Source organism: Paenibacillus sp. NAIST15-1, from assembly GCF_001894745.1.
GTDB lineage: Bacteria > Bacillota > Bacilli > Paenibacillales > Paenibacillaceae > Paenibacillus_B > Paenibacillus_B suaedae.
In genome coordinates this window covers 80,621-97,641 of record NZ_BBYF01000018.1, presented here as the reverse complement: position 1 = coordinate 97,641, position 17,021 = coordinate 80,621, and the positions used below count along the sequence as shown (strand labels likewise).

16 protein-coding genes are annotated in these 17,021 nt (G+C 44.2%); all 16 read left to right on the top strand.

Annotated features, from left to right (window positions below; translation table 11 throughout):
* The first annotated feature begins 11 nt into the window (after nucleotides 1-11).
* The 16 genes from PBN151_RS25520 to PBN151_RS25445 all read left to right on the top strand — a co-directional run bounded on the left by PBN151_RS25520 (nucleotide 12) and on the right by PBN151_RS25445 (nucleotide 16,989).
* A complete protein-coding gene (locus PBN151_RS25520) occupies nucleotides 12-677 on the top strand; it encodes a response regulator (RefSeq protein ID WP_072731391.1) in 666 nt (221 codons plus the stop codon).
* Nucleotides 678-966: 289 nt separating this feature from the next.
* Nucleotides 967-2,616: a S1C family serine protease gene (locus PBN151_RS25515; RefSeq protein ID WP_072731390.1), complete on the top strand. Its 1,650-nt coding sequence runs from the start codon at nucleotides 967-969 to the stop codon at nucleotides 2,614-2,616.
* Nucleotides 2,617-2,791: 175 nt separating this feature from the next.
* A complete protein-coding gene (locus PBN151_RS25510; RefSeq protein ID WP_021261002.1) occupies nucleotides 2,792-3,478 on the top strand; it encodes a response regulator transcription factor in 687 nt (228 codons plus the stop codon).
* A 4-nt stretch (nucleotides 3,479-3,482) separates the two neighbouring features.
* Nucleotides 3,483-4,952 (top strand): sensor histidine kinase, encoded by a 1,470-nt coding sequence (locus PBN151_RS25505; RefSeq protein WP_072731387.1) that lies wholly within the window; start codon nucleotides 3,483-3,485, stop codon nucleotides 4,950-4,952.
* Nucleotides 4,953-5,034: 82 nt separating this feature from the next.
* Nucleotides 5,035-5,985: a 4-hydroxy-3-methylbut-2-enyl diphosphate reductase gene (locus PBN151_RS25500; protein ID WP_072731431.1), complete on the top strand. Its 951-nt coding sequence runs from the start codon at nucleotides 5,035-5,037 to the stop codon at nucleotides 5,983-5,985.
* Nucleotides 5,986-6,367: 382 nt separating this feature from the next.
* The gene (locus PBN151_RS25495; protein ID WP_072731386.1) at nucleotides 6,368-7,111 is read left to right on the top strand and encodes a hypothetical protein; all 744 of its coding nucleotides are present in this window, start codon (nucleotides 6,368-6,370) and stop codon (nucleotides 7,109-7,111) included.
* A gap of 206 nt (nucleotides 7,112-7,317) precedes the next feature.
* Nucleotides 7,318-8,100, top strand: a complete 783-nt coding sequence (locus tag PBN151_RS25490) for a hypothetical protein (RefSeq protein WP_072731384.1) — start codon at nucleotides 7,318-7,320, stop codon at nucleotides 8,098-8,100.
* A 191-nt stretch (nucleotides 8,101-8,291) separates the two neighbouring features.
* On the top strand, nucleotides 8,292-9,056 hold the full coding sequence (locus PBN151_RS25485) for a hypothetical protein (RefSeq protein ID WP_072731383.1): 765 nt from the start codon (nucleotides 8,292-8,294) through the stop codon (nucleotides 9,054-9,056).
* 91 nt (nucleotides 9,057-9,147) lie between these two features.
* Nucleotides 9,148-9,927: a hypothetical protein gene (locus tag PBN151_RS30880; protein ID WP_072731381.1), complete on the top strand. Its 780-nt coding sequence runs from the start codon at nucleotides 9,148-9,150 to the stop codon at nucleotides 9,925-9,927.
* 213 nt (nucleotides 9,928-10,140) lie between these two features.
* A complete protein-coding gene (locus tag PBN151_RS25475) occupies nucleotides 10,141-10,551 on the top strand; it encodes a BlaI/MecI/CopY family transcriptional regulator (protein WP_072731380.1) in 411 nt (136 codons plus the stop codon).
* Nucleotides 10,548-12,440, top strand: coding sequence for a M56 family metallopeptidase (locus PBN151_RS25470; RefSeq protein ID WP_072731376.1), 1,893 nt, complete (start codon nucleotides 10,548-10,550; stop codon nucleotides 12,438-12,440). Before PBN151_RS25475 ends, PBN151_RS25470 begins: the two co-directional genes overlap by 4 nt.
* 236 nt (nucleotides 12,441-12,676) lie before the next feature.
* Nucleotides 12,677-13,495 (top strand): hypothetical protein, encoded by an 819-nt coding sequence (locus PBN151_RS25465; protein ID WP_072731375.1) that lies wholly within the window; start codon nucleotides 12,677-12,679, stop codon nucleotides 13,493-13,495.
* Nucleotides 13,496-13,617: 122 nt separating this feature from the next.
* Nucleotides 13,618-14,430, top strand: a complete 813-nt coding sequence (locus PBN151_RS25460; RefSeq protein ID WP_072731374.1) for a hypothetical protein — start codon at nucleotides 13,618-13,620, stop codon at nucleotides 14,428-14,430.
* Nucleotides 14,431-14,600: 170 nt separating this feature from the next.
* Nucleotides 14,601-15,011: a BlaI/MecI/CopY family transcriptional regulator gene (locus tag PBN151_RS25455; protein WP_072731373.1), complete on the top strand. Its 411-nt coding sequence runs from the start codon at nucleotides 14,601-14,603 to the stop codon at nucleotides 15,009-15,011.
* 180 nt (nucleotides 15,012-15,191) lie between these two features.
* A complete protein-coding gene (locus PBN151_RS25450; protein WP_072731371.1) occupies nucleotides 15,192-15,950 on the top strand; it encodes a hypothetical protein in 759 nt (252 codons plus the stop codon).
* A gap of 70 nt (nucleotides 15,951-16,020) precedes the next feature.
* Nucleotides 16,021-16,989 carry a DUF5643 domain-containing protein gene (locus tag PBN151_RS25445; RefSeq protein ID WP_072731370.1) on the top strand — a complete coding sequence of 323 codons (969 nt, stop codon included), beginning with the start codon at nucleotides 16,021-16,023 and terminating at the stop codon, nucleotides 16,987-16,989.
* Nucleotides 16,990-17,021: the final 32 nt, after the last annotated feature.

Here is a 17,021-nt window from a genome sequence, read left to right as displayed (position 1 = left end):
AGGCGAATCGGTTGGGGGATAGGACATCTGTATTTCTTGTGGACGATCATGAAATGGTGCGGCTAGGTCTTCAAACTTACTTAATGCTCGATCCGGAGATTGAAGTAATTGGTGAGGCTAGCGGTGGTAGAGAAGCGATTGCTGCCATACAAGCGATGGCTGGTCGGAATGAGCCATTGCCTGATTTAATCCTTATGGACTTAATGATGCCTGACTTGAACGGGGTAGAGACGACAAGAGAGCTTATCGCTCAGTTTCCGAATTTGCGAATTGTCATGCTGACCAGCTTCATGGAAGATGAGCAGGTTGTCGAAGCGATTCAGGCGGGGGCAGTCAGTTATGTGCTCAAGACGGTGTCGGCTGAAGAACTGGTATACGCGATTCGTGGCGCGCTGCAGGGCAGACCGGTCATGAGTGGTGAAGTATCGCAGGCATTGACCCGTGGACTGCGCAAGCGTGCAGCTCAGCCGGATGACGAGGGACTGACGGAGCGGGAGAAGGAAGTGCTGCTGCTTATTGCTGATGGCAAGACGAACAAGGATATTGCAGATGAGCTCCATATCAGCATCAAGACGGTTAAGACACATGTATCGAACCTACTTATGAAGTGTGAGCTGCAGGATCGTACACAGCTTGCAGTGTTCGCTCATCGTAAAGGGTGGGTTAAAAACGAATAATTTCGTCTATCCTGTAAATAGACGTAGTAGTTGTGAACGTGATGGTCTCAGTTGTCTAGATATATGATATTCTAGGTCTAGACACTAACAGATTTGAACTGTGCTGTTTATTGCGTCGACAGGAATTGCAGAACAGGCCGAAGGGCCTGTTTTTTTGTCGAACTTTTGTATTATCATCTTTTATGGTGTTTTATATTGTTTTTAAGCTAGGATTAAGGTTTATCGTCCATTATATAAACATATCATTACGATACTTCATTTGATACGAGTACATTAGGAGGTAGGCAAAATGGACGAACAAAAACGCAATTTATTTGGTGCATCCGACAAGGATTCTCATACATCAGCATCAGACGACAGCGCTGCTCGACAAGAGCGCGATGACAGCCTGAGTGAAGAACAGGAACTGGGCAAGCAAAATGAACGTTACTACTACGCCTACGGCCCTTATCAATCCGTAAAACAAGAAGAACCTTCGAGAACCACAACTTCGACAGATCCGACTGGACGTATGAATGATGTGCAGGTAACGCCGCCGAATCCGGTTAAGCCGCTTCCGTTCTCCAGTGCTACGCAGCAGGGAGGGGCTCAAGCGAGTGGATATACGGCTCCGAATATGCGTGGTGACGGGGGAGGCCAATCTGCTCCGCCACAAGGTGATTGGAACTTCAAGGATTCGAAGCGCAAGAGAGGGACTTCCTTCAAGGCAATATTTGCTTCCTTCATGGCAGGAGCACTCGTCATTACGGCGCTTATGATTACGGCTGACAAGACGAACCTGTTTACAGGAGGAACGGCGCTTGCTGGCGAGGGGGCTGGAAGCAGTGCGGCAGGTGCGAATGCGGTGCAGACCAATGGGCCTGGAACTACGCTGCCGAACGGCTCGAACAGTGTAGCGGATGTATTTAAAAAAGCTAGTCCTGCTGTCGTGAAGATCGAGACATTCGGAACGACAAGAGGGCAAAGCGGTGGTGGCAGCAATCCGTGGATGGATGACCCGTTCTTCCGCCAATTCTTCGGAGACGGCTATGGGAATGACAATTCCCGCCAGGATGTGAAGCCGAAGCTGCAGCCTCTTGGAATCGGTACAGGGTTCATTTTTGATAAAGACGGTTATATATTGACGAATCAGCACGTGATTGAAGGTGCGGAGGCGATTCAGGTACAGGTGGAAGGAAACAAGGAGCCGATTAAGGCAGAACTGCTTGGACATAGCAAAGACTTGGATTTGGCTGTACTGAAGATTGAAAGCAAGGGCGATCTTCCTACTGTTAGCCTTGGCAATTCTGATGCAACTCAAATCGGAGATTGGCTTGTTGCAATCGGCAACCCGTCTGGATTCGATCATACGGTTACTGTTGGTGTACTTAGTGCACGCGAACGCAAAATCAATGTTGACGATAACGGCAGCGCTCGTGAATACCAACACTTGCTTCAGACAGATGCATCGATCAACCCTGGTAACTCTGGCGGTCCGTTGTTGAACATGCAGGGCGAAGTTATCGGCATGAATGTAGCGGTAAGTCGCCAGGCGCAAGGAATTGGATTCGCGATTCCATCGAATGTGATGAGTAAGGTTGTCGAGGATTTGAAGAATAAACGCGAGATTGCGAAGGAGCCTCTGCCGTTTATCGGTGCAACACTCATTACGATGACAGATGATATTGCAGACCGATTAGGTATGAATTTAATTAAGGGGTCTCTCGTGAGCGAAGTGTTGTTCGGCACCCCTTCTTATGAGGCAGATTTGCGCGCATATGATATCATTACCGGTATGGATGGGACTAAATATACAACCAAGGAAGAGCTAATTGAACAGATTAGCAAGAAGAAGGTTGGCGATACCGTTAAGCTTCAAGTCGTACGCAACGGCAAGTCGATTGATGTAAGTGTGAAGATTGGCGATAAGAACAAATTCACGAAACAATTGCAGCAATAAGGGGAAGGGAGTGCGTCACGACATGAGCAATGGCACTTGAAGGACGCATCCCCCCAAGGATAAAGATAGGAAGCACAGAATGGCTTATGCGATTTCTGGCTTCCTTTTCGCTTTATTGGCAGAATAACAAATGATTTGCATATTTGATGGAAATCGGAAAAAGGGGATGAGTATGATGCGATCAACGATACTGGTAATTGATGATGATGAGAAAATTACCTCCATGCTTCGAAGGGGGTTGGTGTTCGAAGGGTACGAGGTACGTACGGCTTCGAATGGATCGGAAGGGCTGCGGGACATGATGCTGCATGAACCAGACATGGTCATATTGGACGTCATGATGCCCGAAGTTGATGGATGGGAAGTATGCCGCCGCATGCGAGAAGGGGGCAGCAGTGTGCCTGTGCTCATGCTGACGGCTAAGGATGAGGTGCAGGATCGCGTGAAGGGGCTTGATAACGGGGCGGATGATTACTTGGTCAAGCCGTTTGCACTTGAAGAGCTGCTTGCACGTGTCCGTGCCCTGTTGCGGCGTCGCAGTGATAGTGAAGGGGGATCGCATCGCCTAACATTCGAGGATATTGTGCTGGACTTACATACACGTGAAGTACAGCGGGACGGCAAGGCGATCGAGCTTACAGCGAAGGAATTTGAACTGCTCCATCTATTCATGCAGAACCCGAAGCGGGTACTGCCGCGCGATATGATTATGGAGAAGATATGGGGATATGATTACAGCGGTGAATCCAATGTGTTGGAAGTATATATTGCCATGCTTCGTCAGAAGACAGAGGAGCATGGAGGCAAACGCATCATATTAACGATCCGTGGGACGGGCTATGTACTGAGAGGGGACAGTTAGATCGATGTCAATTCGCTTGCGGCTTACAGTCTGGTATTCGGCTTTGCTTGCCTTTACCTTATTTTTGTTCGGGATTGCGATTTATACATTTGTCGACTACAACATCTATAAAGATATTAAGACCCGCATTTCCAACCAGATGGATCAATTGTATATCCTCCCCTCTATCGATTGGGAACGTTCCCAGCTGAATTGGGATGTTCAGCAGTCTAATCGGTTAAATAATGAGGAAGTGTTTTTTCAGACGATTAACTTCAGTTCAGGCAAGCTAATTCGTTCTGATAACTTGAAGTCCCTTAATCTGAAGCTGCCTGTTCCGTCGAATCCAAGCCAAATTAAAGCAGGCATACGAAAGGTTGAGGTGCAATCGTTTCAATTTCTCGTGTATGAGAAGCTGCTGAAGCTGGAGAACAATGATACGATCATCGGAGCTGTACAGGTCGCTGCCTTTACCGGACATGAGGCTCGATTTATGCGTGAACTGAGGAGTATTCTCGTTGTTGCGTCCATGGTTACCGTTGTACTGGCGTTCTCACTAGGGCTCTTCTTGGCGCAGAAATCTTTACGTCCGATTGAGAACATTATTAAAGCGACAGACCGGGTTCAGAAGGGTGCGGATCTCAGTGTAAGAATTCCGCGTGTCGGGCCGCCGGATGATGAGGTTGGTCAATTGACTGACCGTATTAACAGCATGCTTGGGCGAATGGAAGCCTTCTATAATGAGCTTGACGAGGCATACCGGGCACAGCGGAGATTCGTATCTGATGCATCGCATGAACTGCGCACTCCGCTGACTACGATTCGGGGAAATGTTGATCTGCTTGAGAAGATGTGGCTGCAAGAAAGCGGGACACTGGCGTTAACAGAAGTAGACAAGCAGCAAATGTCTATGGAGGCGTTAAGCGACATAGCAGATGAATCGCGTCGAATGAGCAGGCTCATCAATGATATGCTGTCACTGGCTCGGGCGGATGCCGGTTATGTGATGGAGAAGTCGATGATTGAATTGAAGTCGCTCGTTGAGGAAGTTGTGCGCAGAGCGCAATTCTTGCCGCGCAAGGCCGAATGGATTCTAGGAGATATAGCAGCAATCGAACAGAAAGTGGTATACGGCAACAAAGATTATTTGCAGCAGATGCTGTTCATCTTCATCGAGAATGCATTCAAATACACGGATGGCGGGTTTGTGCGTCTGGATGCGATTATTCAGGACGAGCAAATTGGCTTGAAGGTGCAAGATACGGGAATGGGCATGAATCAGAAGGAAGTTCCGTATATCTTTGAGCGATTCTATCGTGCTGACGTATCTCGCGGCGTTACTTCCGGAACGGGACTCGGTCTGTCGATCGCGAAATGGATCATTGATGAGCACCGCGGTTCTGTGGAAGTAGTCACGAAGCCAAATGAGGGGACGACGTTCATCATTTGGCTGCCGCTTGCTTCGGTCGACGAATGCGAGGGAGTTCCGGTATAATGAAGAAGCCGGATGCTTGTGGTGCAGTTTCATTGCAGCTCTTATAGCAGACGAAGCGATTGGAAGGGAAGCAGGTGTACTTGTGGAAGTAATGAAAATAACACCGCGCGGTTATTGCTATGGTGTTGTTGATGCAATGGTCATTGCACAGCAAACCGCACGCAATCTGGATTTGCCGCGGCCTATCTATATATTGGGCATGATTGTGCACAACAGTCATGTGACGAACGCATTCGAGGATGAGGGCATCATTACGCTTGATGGCCCGAACCGGATGGAAATCCTGGATCAAGTAGAGTCGGGGACGATTATCTTCACGGCGCATGGTGTATCGCCAGAGGTTCGCCGCAAGGCTCGTGAGAAGGGGCTTACGACTGTCGATGCTACCTGCCCGGATGTAACGCGTACGCATGATCTCATTCGCGAGAAGACGGCGGAAGGTTACCAGGTTATTTACATCGGGAAGAAAGGACATCCGGAGCCTGAAGGGGCAATCGGTGTCGCGCCGGACAGCGTTCATTTGATTGAGCGGGAAGAAGAAGTTCAGTCGCTTCAATTGGCGACAGACAAGATCATTATTACGAACCAGACGACGATGAGCCAATGGGACATTAAGCATATTATGAATCGATTGGTTGAGAAATTCCCATCAGCCGAAATCCATAACGAAATTTGCATGGCGACACAGGTTCGTCAAGCGGCAGTGGCGGAGCAAGCGGGAGAATGTGATCTCGTTATCGTTGTCGGCGACCCGCGCAGCAATAACTCGAACCGTCTTGCTCAGGTGTCAGAGGAGATTGCGGGTACGACGGCGTACCGTATTGGAGACTTGTCTGAGCTGGATGTGGAATGGCTGCGTGGCGTTAAGAAGGTTGGGGTAACCTCCGGCGCTTCGACGCCGACGCCAATTACAAAGGAAGTCATTGCGTTCTTGGAACAGTTCGACGAGGCGGATCCAGAGACATGGGAGAAGACGCGGACGGTAAATATGAAGAAGCTGCTTCCTCCTGTTAGAACGAAGTCGAAATCGTGAAGATGAAACAAAGGGACTAGCTGGTACGTAGAAATTAAGAAGAACAGGTTGGGTCAGAGAGGAGCAATCACGCATGAATATATCGATAAAGACAGTAATTGCAACACTCAGCAGTATTTGGCTGTGGGGCTCATTGAATCCTGTTGAGGAAGCGGGCTTCGGTCCAAAGTAATGTAACTTCATTTCATGAAGTGCTGTATGTGTAAATATATAGGAAAATGTGAATTGGCTCCCTCAAAGGAACTTAAATGCTAAGTTCTTTTGGGGGAGTTTTTTATTTTTTTACATGAAATTATTGGAAGTCTGTCACAATTGAATCATGGAGATTGTTATATACATGATAAAATGTTTCATAAATTGTACAAAAAAGGGGAATCATCCAATGAAAACAACGATGAAATTAGTAATTGCTACACTAAGCGGTATCCTGATGTTCGGTTCTATGAGCTTCGCAGTTCAGGCGGATCCATCCCAGACAGCGAGTGACACTGCGGCTGCCACATCGACTGATCAGGAGCTAACATTAGAAGAACAGAATAAGATATATGAAAAGGAAGTAAGAAGAATAGGGCAAGAGGCTAAAAATCCGGGTGACGTGTATGTTGCTTTTATTAGCAATAAAAAATTGATGTCCGGAATGGAATTCCTCTATATAGTCAATCCGCTTACGTTCAAAACATACGAAGAATATATAAAAAAGGCTGCTACGTATCAAGGGCCAGTATTGCAGAAGCCAACCAACCTGCCGAAGGGATATAAGTTAGTCAAAGCGGAAATCGAGTATCTGAAAAGTAAGGAATTCGAAGAAGAAGTAAAAAAAGAAGCCGCCATTGAGGGACAAGGCAAATTGCTTTATGCGAAGAAGTATGATTGGAAGGTACCGGGCGAAATCAAGCTTGAGTTTGTGAATGGGAAGAACACGTTTCTGTTTGATATGTACACCATCGACCCGAAAACAGCGAAAAAGCAAACAGGCTATGTCTATGAACCTGCTAGCGAAAAGGCAAAATACAATTTCCTGTCTTGGAGGGTGAAAGACAAAGCAATTACTATTCAAACGAACACGGATATGTCCAAGGAAGATCTAATCAAGCTTTCGAAAACGATGGTGCTTGAGAAAAAATAATAAGAGAAGCAGGGTTTCGTAATCGGACGAAGTATATCGAGTAACTCCCGGAGAAGCTGTGAAGGATTAGCAGTTTTTCTGGGGGTTATTTTTTCTTGTTTTTCAGGGATGATTTGAAAATGATGTCACGAAAGGCATGGTGAGAATTGTTATATAAGATGAGGCGATAAAACGTTAAAAGACTAGCGAGAGAGGGGCACTTGAATATGAAAATGACGATGAAAATAGCAATCGCAACGATAAGCGGTATCCTATTATTTGGTTCGATAAATCTCGCGGCAGAGGCAGCGTCTTCTCGTTCGATAAGCGATATTACGTTGAAGACGGCAGCTGCTAAACCAAAGACTATGACTGAGGGCGAGAAGTTGGAAAAAGCAGAGAGGGAGAGAATCAAAAAGTTGCTCGAAAAAAATCCGGATGATACCTATATCTTATATGTCAGTAATGAATTGACTAAAGTTAAAGGCAAAGCAGAGGTCGACATGTTGGGCAACAGCATGCCGAAATTTAGCAAGTATGAGGACTATCTAAAGAAGGCAGCCAGTTTGAAGGAAGCAACGCTGCAACAACCTGCTAACTTGCCCAAGGGATATGTCTTCTCCGCGGCAGAGATTATAGGTCCATATACCGCTGATTTTGCTGCAGAATTGAAAGCAGAAGCAAAAAAATTAAACAAACAGATTTACTCTAAAAAACTGAATTGGACGACTACAAACGAAACCAAATTAGAATTTAAAAATGGAGACAATTTTATCAAAATAAGCAGCCGTAAGCCTGATGCGGTGGATAAGAAAAATTTTAGTCAAGAGTATACCTATACAACCGCGGAAAAAATGAAAAAAGATAATCCATATGTAGGCGAGAAATATCTAGTAAATTCGTTGGTTTGGATCCAACACGGCAAGCTGCTTTCCATTCATGCGAATCCAAAGAATCCAATGACGAAGGAAGATATGATCAAGTTGGCGAAAACGATGGTCAAAAAGTAAGAATCGCCATGTTATTGATGCGAAATGTAAGATAGTCCGATATTGAAACCCTCGGGAAAGACGTAGATCAGCATGTCTAACCTGGGGGTATTTGCGTTTCTTTAATTAAAAGTTATGTCACAAACCAGACGGTTGAAATTGTTATATGAATGGTAGATATTACATGTCAAACAGGAAAGGTGCGATTTTATATGAATACGAAGATGAAAATAGCAATTGCTTCACAATGCAGCATTCTATTGTTCGGATCCATGCACCTCATGTCAGGCACAGCGTCAGATCATGCTATAAGCGGCATCAGCTTGAAGGCAGCAGCAACGAAACCAATGACTGCAAATGAAGGCGAGAAGTTGGAGCAAGCCGAGAAGGCTAAACTTGACAAACTGTTGGAAAAAAATCCGTGTGATATGTATCTGATATACAGCAGTTATCAGCCAAAGGGATTTGAGGTTTTTGGTTATGGCAATTTTAATCCGCGCTATGAGAAATACGAGGACTATGAGAAGTTGTTGCGTGTTATGAAAGAGCCGGCTCCGCAGAAGCCTGATGATCTGTCGAAGAGCTATACGTTCGACGGGGTTATTGTTGCTGCGCCATATACAAATGAGTATGCGGCGGCCATGCAGGCTGAGGCGAAAAAGCTCGGCAAAAAGGTGTATTCAAAGAAGCTTGAATGGAAGGATACGAATATGATCCAGTTGCGTTTTGTGAACGGCAAAGATTATATTCAGTTCTCTAGTTATCGGATTGAAGAGATGGATAAGAAACAACAAGGATATGTCTATATCGCTGCTGCGGATGTGAAAAAGAAAAATCCAAAACTTGATCCTAAATTTATTACGACCACATTAAATTGGTATGAACAGGGTAAGGGGTTCTCGATTTCAACCAATGCTGAAAATCCGTTGACGAAGGAAGACCTGATTAAGCTAACGAAAACGATGGTCAAAAAGTAGAACTACTGAGAATCATGTCACGGAAGGCATGATGAAATTTGTTATATATGATGAGACGATCAGAAGAATAACTAGAGAGGGGCAATTAGAAATGAAAATGACGATGAAACTAGCAATCGCAACGATAGGCGGCATCTTATTAATTGGTTCGATGAATCTCGCAGCAGAGGCAGCGTCTTCTCGTTCCACAAGCGATATAGCGTTGAAGACAGCAGCAGCTGAACCAAAGGCTATGAGTGAAGGCGACAAGCTGGAAAAAGCAGAGCAGGAGAGAATCAGAAAATTGATTGAAAAAAATCCGGATGATACGTATATCGTATATGTCAGCGGTGGGATCAATCAACGTAAAAAAGCTAGTACATATTTTATGGGAAACGTCCAGCCACATTTTGAAAAGTATGAAGATTATCGTAAAAAAGCATCAACCTTGAAGGAGGCAGTACTACAGCAACCGGTCGACCTTCCGGATGGTTATCAACTCATGAATGGAGTAATCATAGGTCCATTCAACAATGAATATGTTAAAGAAATTGAGACCGAGGCCAAGAAGTTAGGGAAGACGATCTATTCCAAGAAAATCAACTGGACAGCTTCGAACGGGATACGACTAGAGTACAAAAATGGAGACGATTATATTACATTAGGAAGCAGAAATCTTGATTCGGTGGATTTGAAGCAAAATAAACAAGGATATACCTATGTAAGTGCAGCAGAAACAAAAAAGAAAAATCCTAAACTCGAAACTAAGAATTTATGGAACGAGCTGAACTGGAGAGAAAATGGGAAGTTGTACTATATCCTAACCAATGCTGAAAATCCGTTGACGAAGGAAGATTTGATTAAGCTGGCGAAAACGATGGTGAAAAAATAGCTTGTGTCCAAGCCCATGCAGTCCGAATAGGATGTGTGGGCTATTTTTTGAGTGTGATCAACGTAATCCTTAGATTAATAGGCGTCAAATTTTTGCGTGTATGATTAAGGAGATTCAGAAGAGAAACTTGTTGACATTAATTAACTACAGACGTAGTATGGAATATAACTACATATGTAGTATAAAGAATAAATTTTTTTGGGGGTTTCATGCATGAATCACATACCACCAATTACAGATGCGGAATTGGAAGTCATGCGCGTCTTGTGGGAAAAACCAAATTGTCCTTCCAGCGAGATCGTAAAACGGATGACGGAGCGCATGGAATGGAGTCCGAATACGAGCCGTACGCTTCTGAATCGATTAGTGCAGAAGAAAGCGGCGGGAGTGAAGCTGGAAGAGGGTTCGAAGCGCAGTCAGCTATTTTTTTCAATCATTAGCGAGCAGGAATACTTGCGATCTGAGACGACCTCCTTTATGAAAAAGCTGTATGGCGGGGCATTGAAGCCGATGCTGGCCCATTTTCTAGAGGACAAGAAGCTGAACGCGCAGGAAATCGAGGATCTCAAGGCTTTATTTGATGATAAACGCGGTGACGAACTGGAAAAGAGAGATAACGAATGAGTCCAACCTTGCATGAATGTTTATTATCGTTTTTCGGCTGGGTGCTCCGCGGATCTTTTATGGCCAGTATTCTTATCGTGCTGGTTCTTATCCTGCAATTTTTATTTAAGAACAAGCTTGAAGTGAGGTGGAAGTATCTGCTCTGGGTACCTGTAGCGATTCGTCTGCTGCTGCCTTGGGCGCCGGAATCTTCACTCAGCCTATACAATGTTTTTTCGTTGGAGGCCATCGTTCCCGTTAGTCAAGAACAATCACAAGCTCAACTTCCATCGGCTTGGAACAGCTTGTGGGAAGGTGCAGGGGCAAGGAGCGAAGCAAAGGCTCAAGCAGAGAATGCTGCTGATTCGGATAAAAGCGTCCTCTTAGAAAGAAAAATAGAGGTATCCAACTCGTCTCTTGAATCAGATACCACATGGGACATGGGCTTTTGGTGGAGTGGGTTCAAGCAAATGGGCTTCACCAATATGCTGATGTCAGTTTGGTTCTTGGGTGTCCTGCTTTTTGCTGCGAAAACCGTTGTTGACCAGTTTCAATTGAAGCGAGCCCTTCGTGAGGGCAGAACAATTGAGACACCTTATTTATCGACCGTGTTCCGCGAAACAAAATTGCTAATGGGCGTACAAAGTGCTGTGCGGTTTGTAGCCAGTGAGCGCATTCCTGGGCCTGCGGTAGTCGGTTTTCACAAGCCGGCGATTGTAATTTCGCCGAGTCTGCTCGTCACGCTGCGAGGGGAACAGCTTCAGTGTATTTTAGCGCACGAGTTTGGGCACATCCAGCGGCGGGATGTGGCGGTGAACTGGATGATGCACATTCTGCTCATTATCCATTGGTTTAATCCGTTGTTGTGGCTTGCTGTACATAAAGCAAGGCAGGATCAGGAGATGGCCTGCGATGCATGCGTGCTGGATCGTTTGAGTTTACAGCCAAATCCACAACATAACCATACATACGGGCAAACCATTATCCATGTGCTAGAGCATTTTCATTTGTCAGGAAAACAACATCACCCAGGGATTGCCGGATTATCCGCAACGCATAAACAAATGAAGAGAAGATTGCTAATGATCAAGCGATTTCATAAAAAATCCTACCATTTGTCCATTTTAGGGGTGGCACTTATTGTTGCGCTTGGCAGTGTGTCGCTGGTAAATGCGAAGGGTAACGATGTTGATGTTGCCTCATCCCCTACTGTAAACGAGATCGCTTTGAAAACGCCGGCAGCTAAACCTAAAGCTGAAGGGAAGAAGCTGGAGGAAGAGGAGAAGGAGAGAATCGCCAAATTGCTAGAAAAAAATTCGGATGATACGTATATCGTATATGCCAGCAATGAAGTAAAAGGCGGTCTCCCCGTTGAGGGTTTTTCTCTTTCTGAATTTTATCTAATGGGAAGTCCTTCTCCTAGCTTCGATACCTATGAGGCTTATCTCAAAAGAGCATCAGCTTTGAAAGAGGCGGTACCGCAGCAGCCGGCTGACTTGCCGGATGGTTATATCTTTAGCAGAGCGGAAATTGATAACGTGTTCACTTCAAAGGATTTTGCACCAGTGAAGGCCGAGGCTAAAAAGCTGGGCAAACAGGTATATTCCAAGAAAATGAATATAACAAATAGCGATCATATTTCGCTAACGTACACGAATGGTGAAGACTTTATCAATATAACGAGTTTCCATTGGAAGGAGAAAGATTTAGAAGAATATAAAAGTAGGAAGGAAAAGGAATACAAGTATATATCTGCTAAAGAGGTGGAAAAGAAACATCCAAATCACGAAGGCAGAAATTATCTTAGTTGGCTAGATCGTGGGAAGAGCTTCCAGATTGTAACCAATCCGAGTAATCCATTGACGAAGGATGAGCTGATCCAGTTAGCGAAAACGGCAGTATTAGAATAGCCTTGTAATCAACCTATTTTTTAGAAATGGCCTATAGAAACCGTATCCGAGCTTGTAAAAAGCCCATGCAGTCAGAATCGATTGCATGGGTTATCTTTTTACGTGTAACCCACAAATTGATATAAAGGTGAAAAATGTAGATAAATCGGGTTGACATTTATAAACTACAGATGTAGTATCAATATAAACTACAAATGTAGTTTTAAATGGATCAAAAATGAGAGGAGTTCTGCAAAATGAAAGTAGCATCAAAAGTGGCAATCACAGCACTAAGCAGCGTGTTAATGTTGGGTTCTTCTTCCGTAAATCTCATGGCAGAGGCAGCCCCATCTCGTACTTCAAGCAATATGACCGTAAAGACAGCAGCCGCCAAACCGGAGCTGATAAGTGAAGGTGCAAGGTTAGTGGAAGAAGAGAAGGATAAGATTAACAAATTGTTGGAAAAAAATCCGAATGATACGTACATGTTATATGTCAGCAGTGAATTGAAGAAAGAAAAAGAAAATATTCCGGAAGGGTGGATTTCATTCTCAGAAGTATCCTTTATGGGAAGCCCCCGAACTCAAAGCTTCGATACCTATGAGGCCTATATCAAAAGAGCATCGGCCTTGAAAGAGGCGGTGCCGCAGCAGCCAGCCGACTTGCCAGAGGGTTATCGTTTAAGTAAAGCGGATATTTATTCTGTGTTCACTCCCAAGGATTTGGCAGCCATAAAAGCCGAGGCTAAAAAGCTGGGCAAACAGGTATATTCGAAGAAGATGAACATGATCAAAAGCGACCATATCTCACTAACGTACACAAAAGGACAAGACTTTATTAATATAGCGAGTTTTCATTGGGACGAGAACGATTTAGAAGAATATAAGAAGAAGAAGGAAAAGGAATATAGCTATACATCAGCGAAAGACATGGAAAAGAAAAATCCGAATCACGAAGGAAGAAATTATCTTAGTTGGAGAGAAGACGGAAAAAGCTTCCAAGTGGAAACCAACAAGAACAATCCGTTGACGAAGGAAGAGTTGATCATGTTAGCAAAAACGGTAGTAAAAAAATAGATATATAGACGGAATTACTGTACAAGCCCATGCAGCTAAATAGAATACATGAACCAAGTCCACCCCCATAAACTTCAATTGTAGGTTATGAGGGTGGCTCAAAATGAGAGGAGCGCTATAGCATGAAAACAGTATCAAAAGTAGCAATCACAGCACTGAGTAGTATTTTTTTGTTGGGTTCTTCGGTGAACCTTAAGGTAGAGGCGGCCCCATCTCAACCTTCAAGCAATATCTTACAGACGGCAGCTGCTAAACCAGCGGCGATTAGCAAAGGTGAAAAGTTAGTAAATGAAGAGAAGGAGAAGATAAATAAATTATTGGAAAAAAATCCGAATGATTCGTACATTTTATATGTCAGCAAGGAATTAAAGAAAGAAAAAGACAGTCTTCCAGCTGGAAAGATTTCCTTCCCAGAATTCACCTTCATGGGAAGCCCCCGAACTCAAAGCTTCGATACGTATGAGGCTTACATCAAAAGAGCATCGGCCTTGAAAGAGGCGGTGCCGCAGCAGCCGGCTGACTTGCCGGAGGGTTATCGTTTAAGTAAAGCGGATATTATTTCTGTATTCACTCCTAAGGATTCAGCAGCAATAAGAGCCGAGGCTAAAAAACTGGGCAAACAGGTATATTCGAAGAAGCTGAATGTGATCAAAAGCGACCATATCGCGCTAACGTACACGAAGGGAGAAGACTATATCAATATATCGAGTTTTCATTGGGACGAGAAAGATTTAGAAGAATATAAAAAGAAGAAAGAAAAGGAATATCTGTATACATCCGCGATAGAAATGGAAAAGAAAGATCCGAATCACGAAGGAAGTAATTATCTTAGTTGGAGAGATGGTGGAAAGAGCTTTCAAATTGTAACCAATAAGGATAATCCGTTGACGAAAGAAGATCTGATCAAGCTGGCGAAAACGACATTGAAAAAATAGCTATATATATTCATATTCGTTCATACGTAAAAGCCCATGCAATCTAAATAGAATGCATGGGCTTTTATAAGGTTAAAAACACAAAACAGGTTGACATTGTAAAGGTACAATTATAGCATGAGTATAACTACATGCGTGGTCTTGAACGATTGAGTTTGGAGGTTTCATGAATGAATAAAGTACCGCCTATTACGGATGCTGAACTGGAGGTTATGCGCGTATTGTGGGCGCGTCCCGATTGTCCTTCCATTGAGGTAGTCAATCAAATGACGGATTTGATGGAGTGGAGCCCGAATACGACTCGGACGCTCCTGAGCCGATTGGTTCAGAAGGAAGCAGCCGGTGCAAAGCTGGAGAAGGGGTCGAAACGAAACTATTTGTACTACCCGCTTATCAGCGAGCAGGAGTACCTGCGATCCGAAACCAAATCCTTCATGAAAAAGCTGTATGGCGGAGCTTTGAAGCCGATGCTGGCCAACTTTTTGCAGGATAAAAAGCTAAATGCACAGGAAATCGAGGATTTAAAATCGTTATTTGACGAGAACCGTGATGACGGTGGATCAAAAAAGAGCGATGCGTAAATTCGAATTCATGCGCTACTACAACCCTTGGAGAAGACGGCGATACAGCCAGTCTTATTCCAAGGGATTTTTTTATTTATTTGATAAAAAGTCGATCCGTGTCACAATTCTCGTTTTTAAGTTGTTCATATAGATGAGAAGAAAATTTCCATAATAGAGGTACAGGGGAGAATTGTCTTTATGAAAATGACGTCAAAACTAGTAATTGCAGCAATATGCGGGTTGCTAATGTTCAGCCATATGAACAATGGCGCGGAGGCGGCGCCAGCCAAGAGTACAATTGACTATACCGTGAAAGGCCCTTCGGGAGAGCCGAAGGTCTTTGAAGATGAGTTGGCAAGACTGCACAAGCTGGTTGAGCAAAATCCGGGTGATGCTTATGCCGTATTTATCGACAATGAAAAGACGAAAAGCAAGGGGCAGGAAATTATCTTCACCGGACATGTCGCCCCTTCATTTGAAACCTATGAGAATTATTTGAAGAAGGCCACTGATTTGAAAGGAACCGTATTAGTAGAGCCTACAAATCTGCCAGAAGGGTATTCCTTAACGAAAGCAGAAATACGGTGCCCATATAGTCCGCAATTTAAGAACGATTTGCGAGTAGAAGCCAAAAAGAAAGGTGCAGCGGTGTTGTCTAAGAAATATGAATGGACGGAAGCGGGGCAAATTATACTGAAATATATGAACGGTGAGGATACGTTGCTTTTGGAATATATTGCACTTGGTTCGAAAGCATCCCCTGCCCAGAAAGGGTATCATTATCAAACTGCTGAAGAGGCAAGACAAAAGTTGCAGCCAGAATATCGGGATAGCCCGCAGCAAAACACACTTCTATGGACGGAACAAGGCAAGCAATTTCGAATTATAACCAATGAAGGAAATGCATTGACTCAGGAAGACTTAATCAAACTTGCGGAAACGATGGTCAGAAAATAATGTCACAAATGAGGAGGTTGAAGTTGTTATATATAATAGGTGATTCAAGAATGAAGGAGGAAATGTGGAAGTGAGCACATATAAACAATCATTATTGAAGAAGATGATAGCAGTAACTTGTATGGCAGCTATATTGGGTACAGGAGCAGGAATGGCTGTCGTTGATTTGCCTACCGCAAGTGCAGCGGCATCCGGATCAAGTGTGTTACAGGAATGGGGGGACTCAGGGGCAAAGGCAGCCAGCAAAAAAGGCTTGACCACAGTGAAAAATGCGAAGGCAACAAAAGATGGAGTTACATTGATCGTGCCTGAGCTTATGTACGACGGTGCTCGCTTTGTGATGGTGTTGAAGTCCGAAGGCGGAGAGAATCCGCTATATGCTAGTAAGAGCTATCTGCTGAATGGACAGCCGCTTCAGGTGGACAAGCTGGCGATGATGGCAAGTTCAGTTCCTGTGGAAAATGGAAAAGAGAATAATATGAGCATGGTTGAGTTTACAAATGCCATCGATCCGAAAACGGGAGAGCCTATTCTTCCGAATGAGTTCGAATTGACAATTAATGCGAAGTTTGAGGCAGCAGAGGTGTCCCTAGTCATTCCGGTGAAAAACATCTCCAAACGGGATATTAACATACAGCCGAATGCAAAGAAAAATACGCAGAAATTCAGTTATGAGGTAACCAATCTGCGAATGACCGATGCAACGACAATGCTTCAAATTCACAGCAAGGGAGAAATTCCAAGCAGCAGCACGAAGCGGCCGAATAAGTATCATCAATCCAAAATGTATTACGAAATCGTAGACGATAAAGGCAACGAGTTAGTTCAGTTCAGACTGGGCACGTATGCGAAAAAGCCGGATAAAGAATATAATGAAAAAATCATGTATGCTCCATCTGTTTCTGGGACTAAATTTATTACTGTAAAACCATTTACGCTTTTTGTCGATAAGAACGGGCTGCCTCTTGAGGATAAAAAACGAAACATGATAAAGGACTACCACAAAGCACTGGAAATGAAAATTCCGGTTACTTCATAAAAAGTCATAAAAAATAATAGGAAGGAACTTAT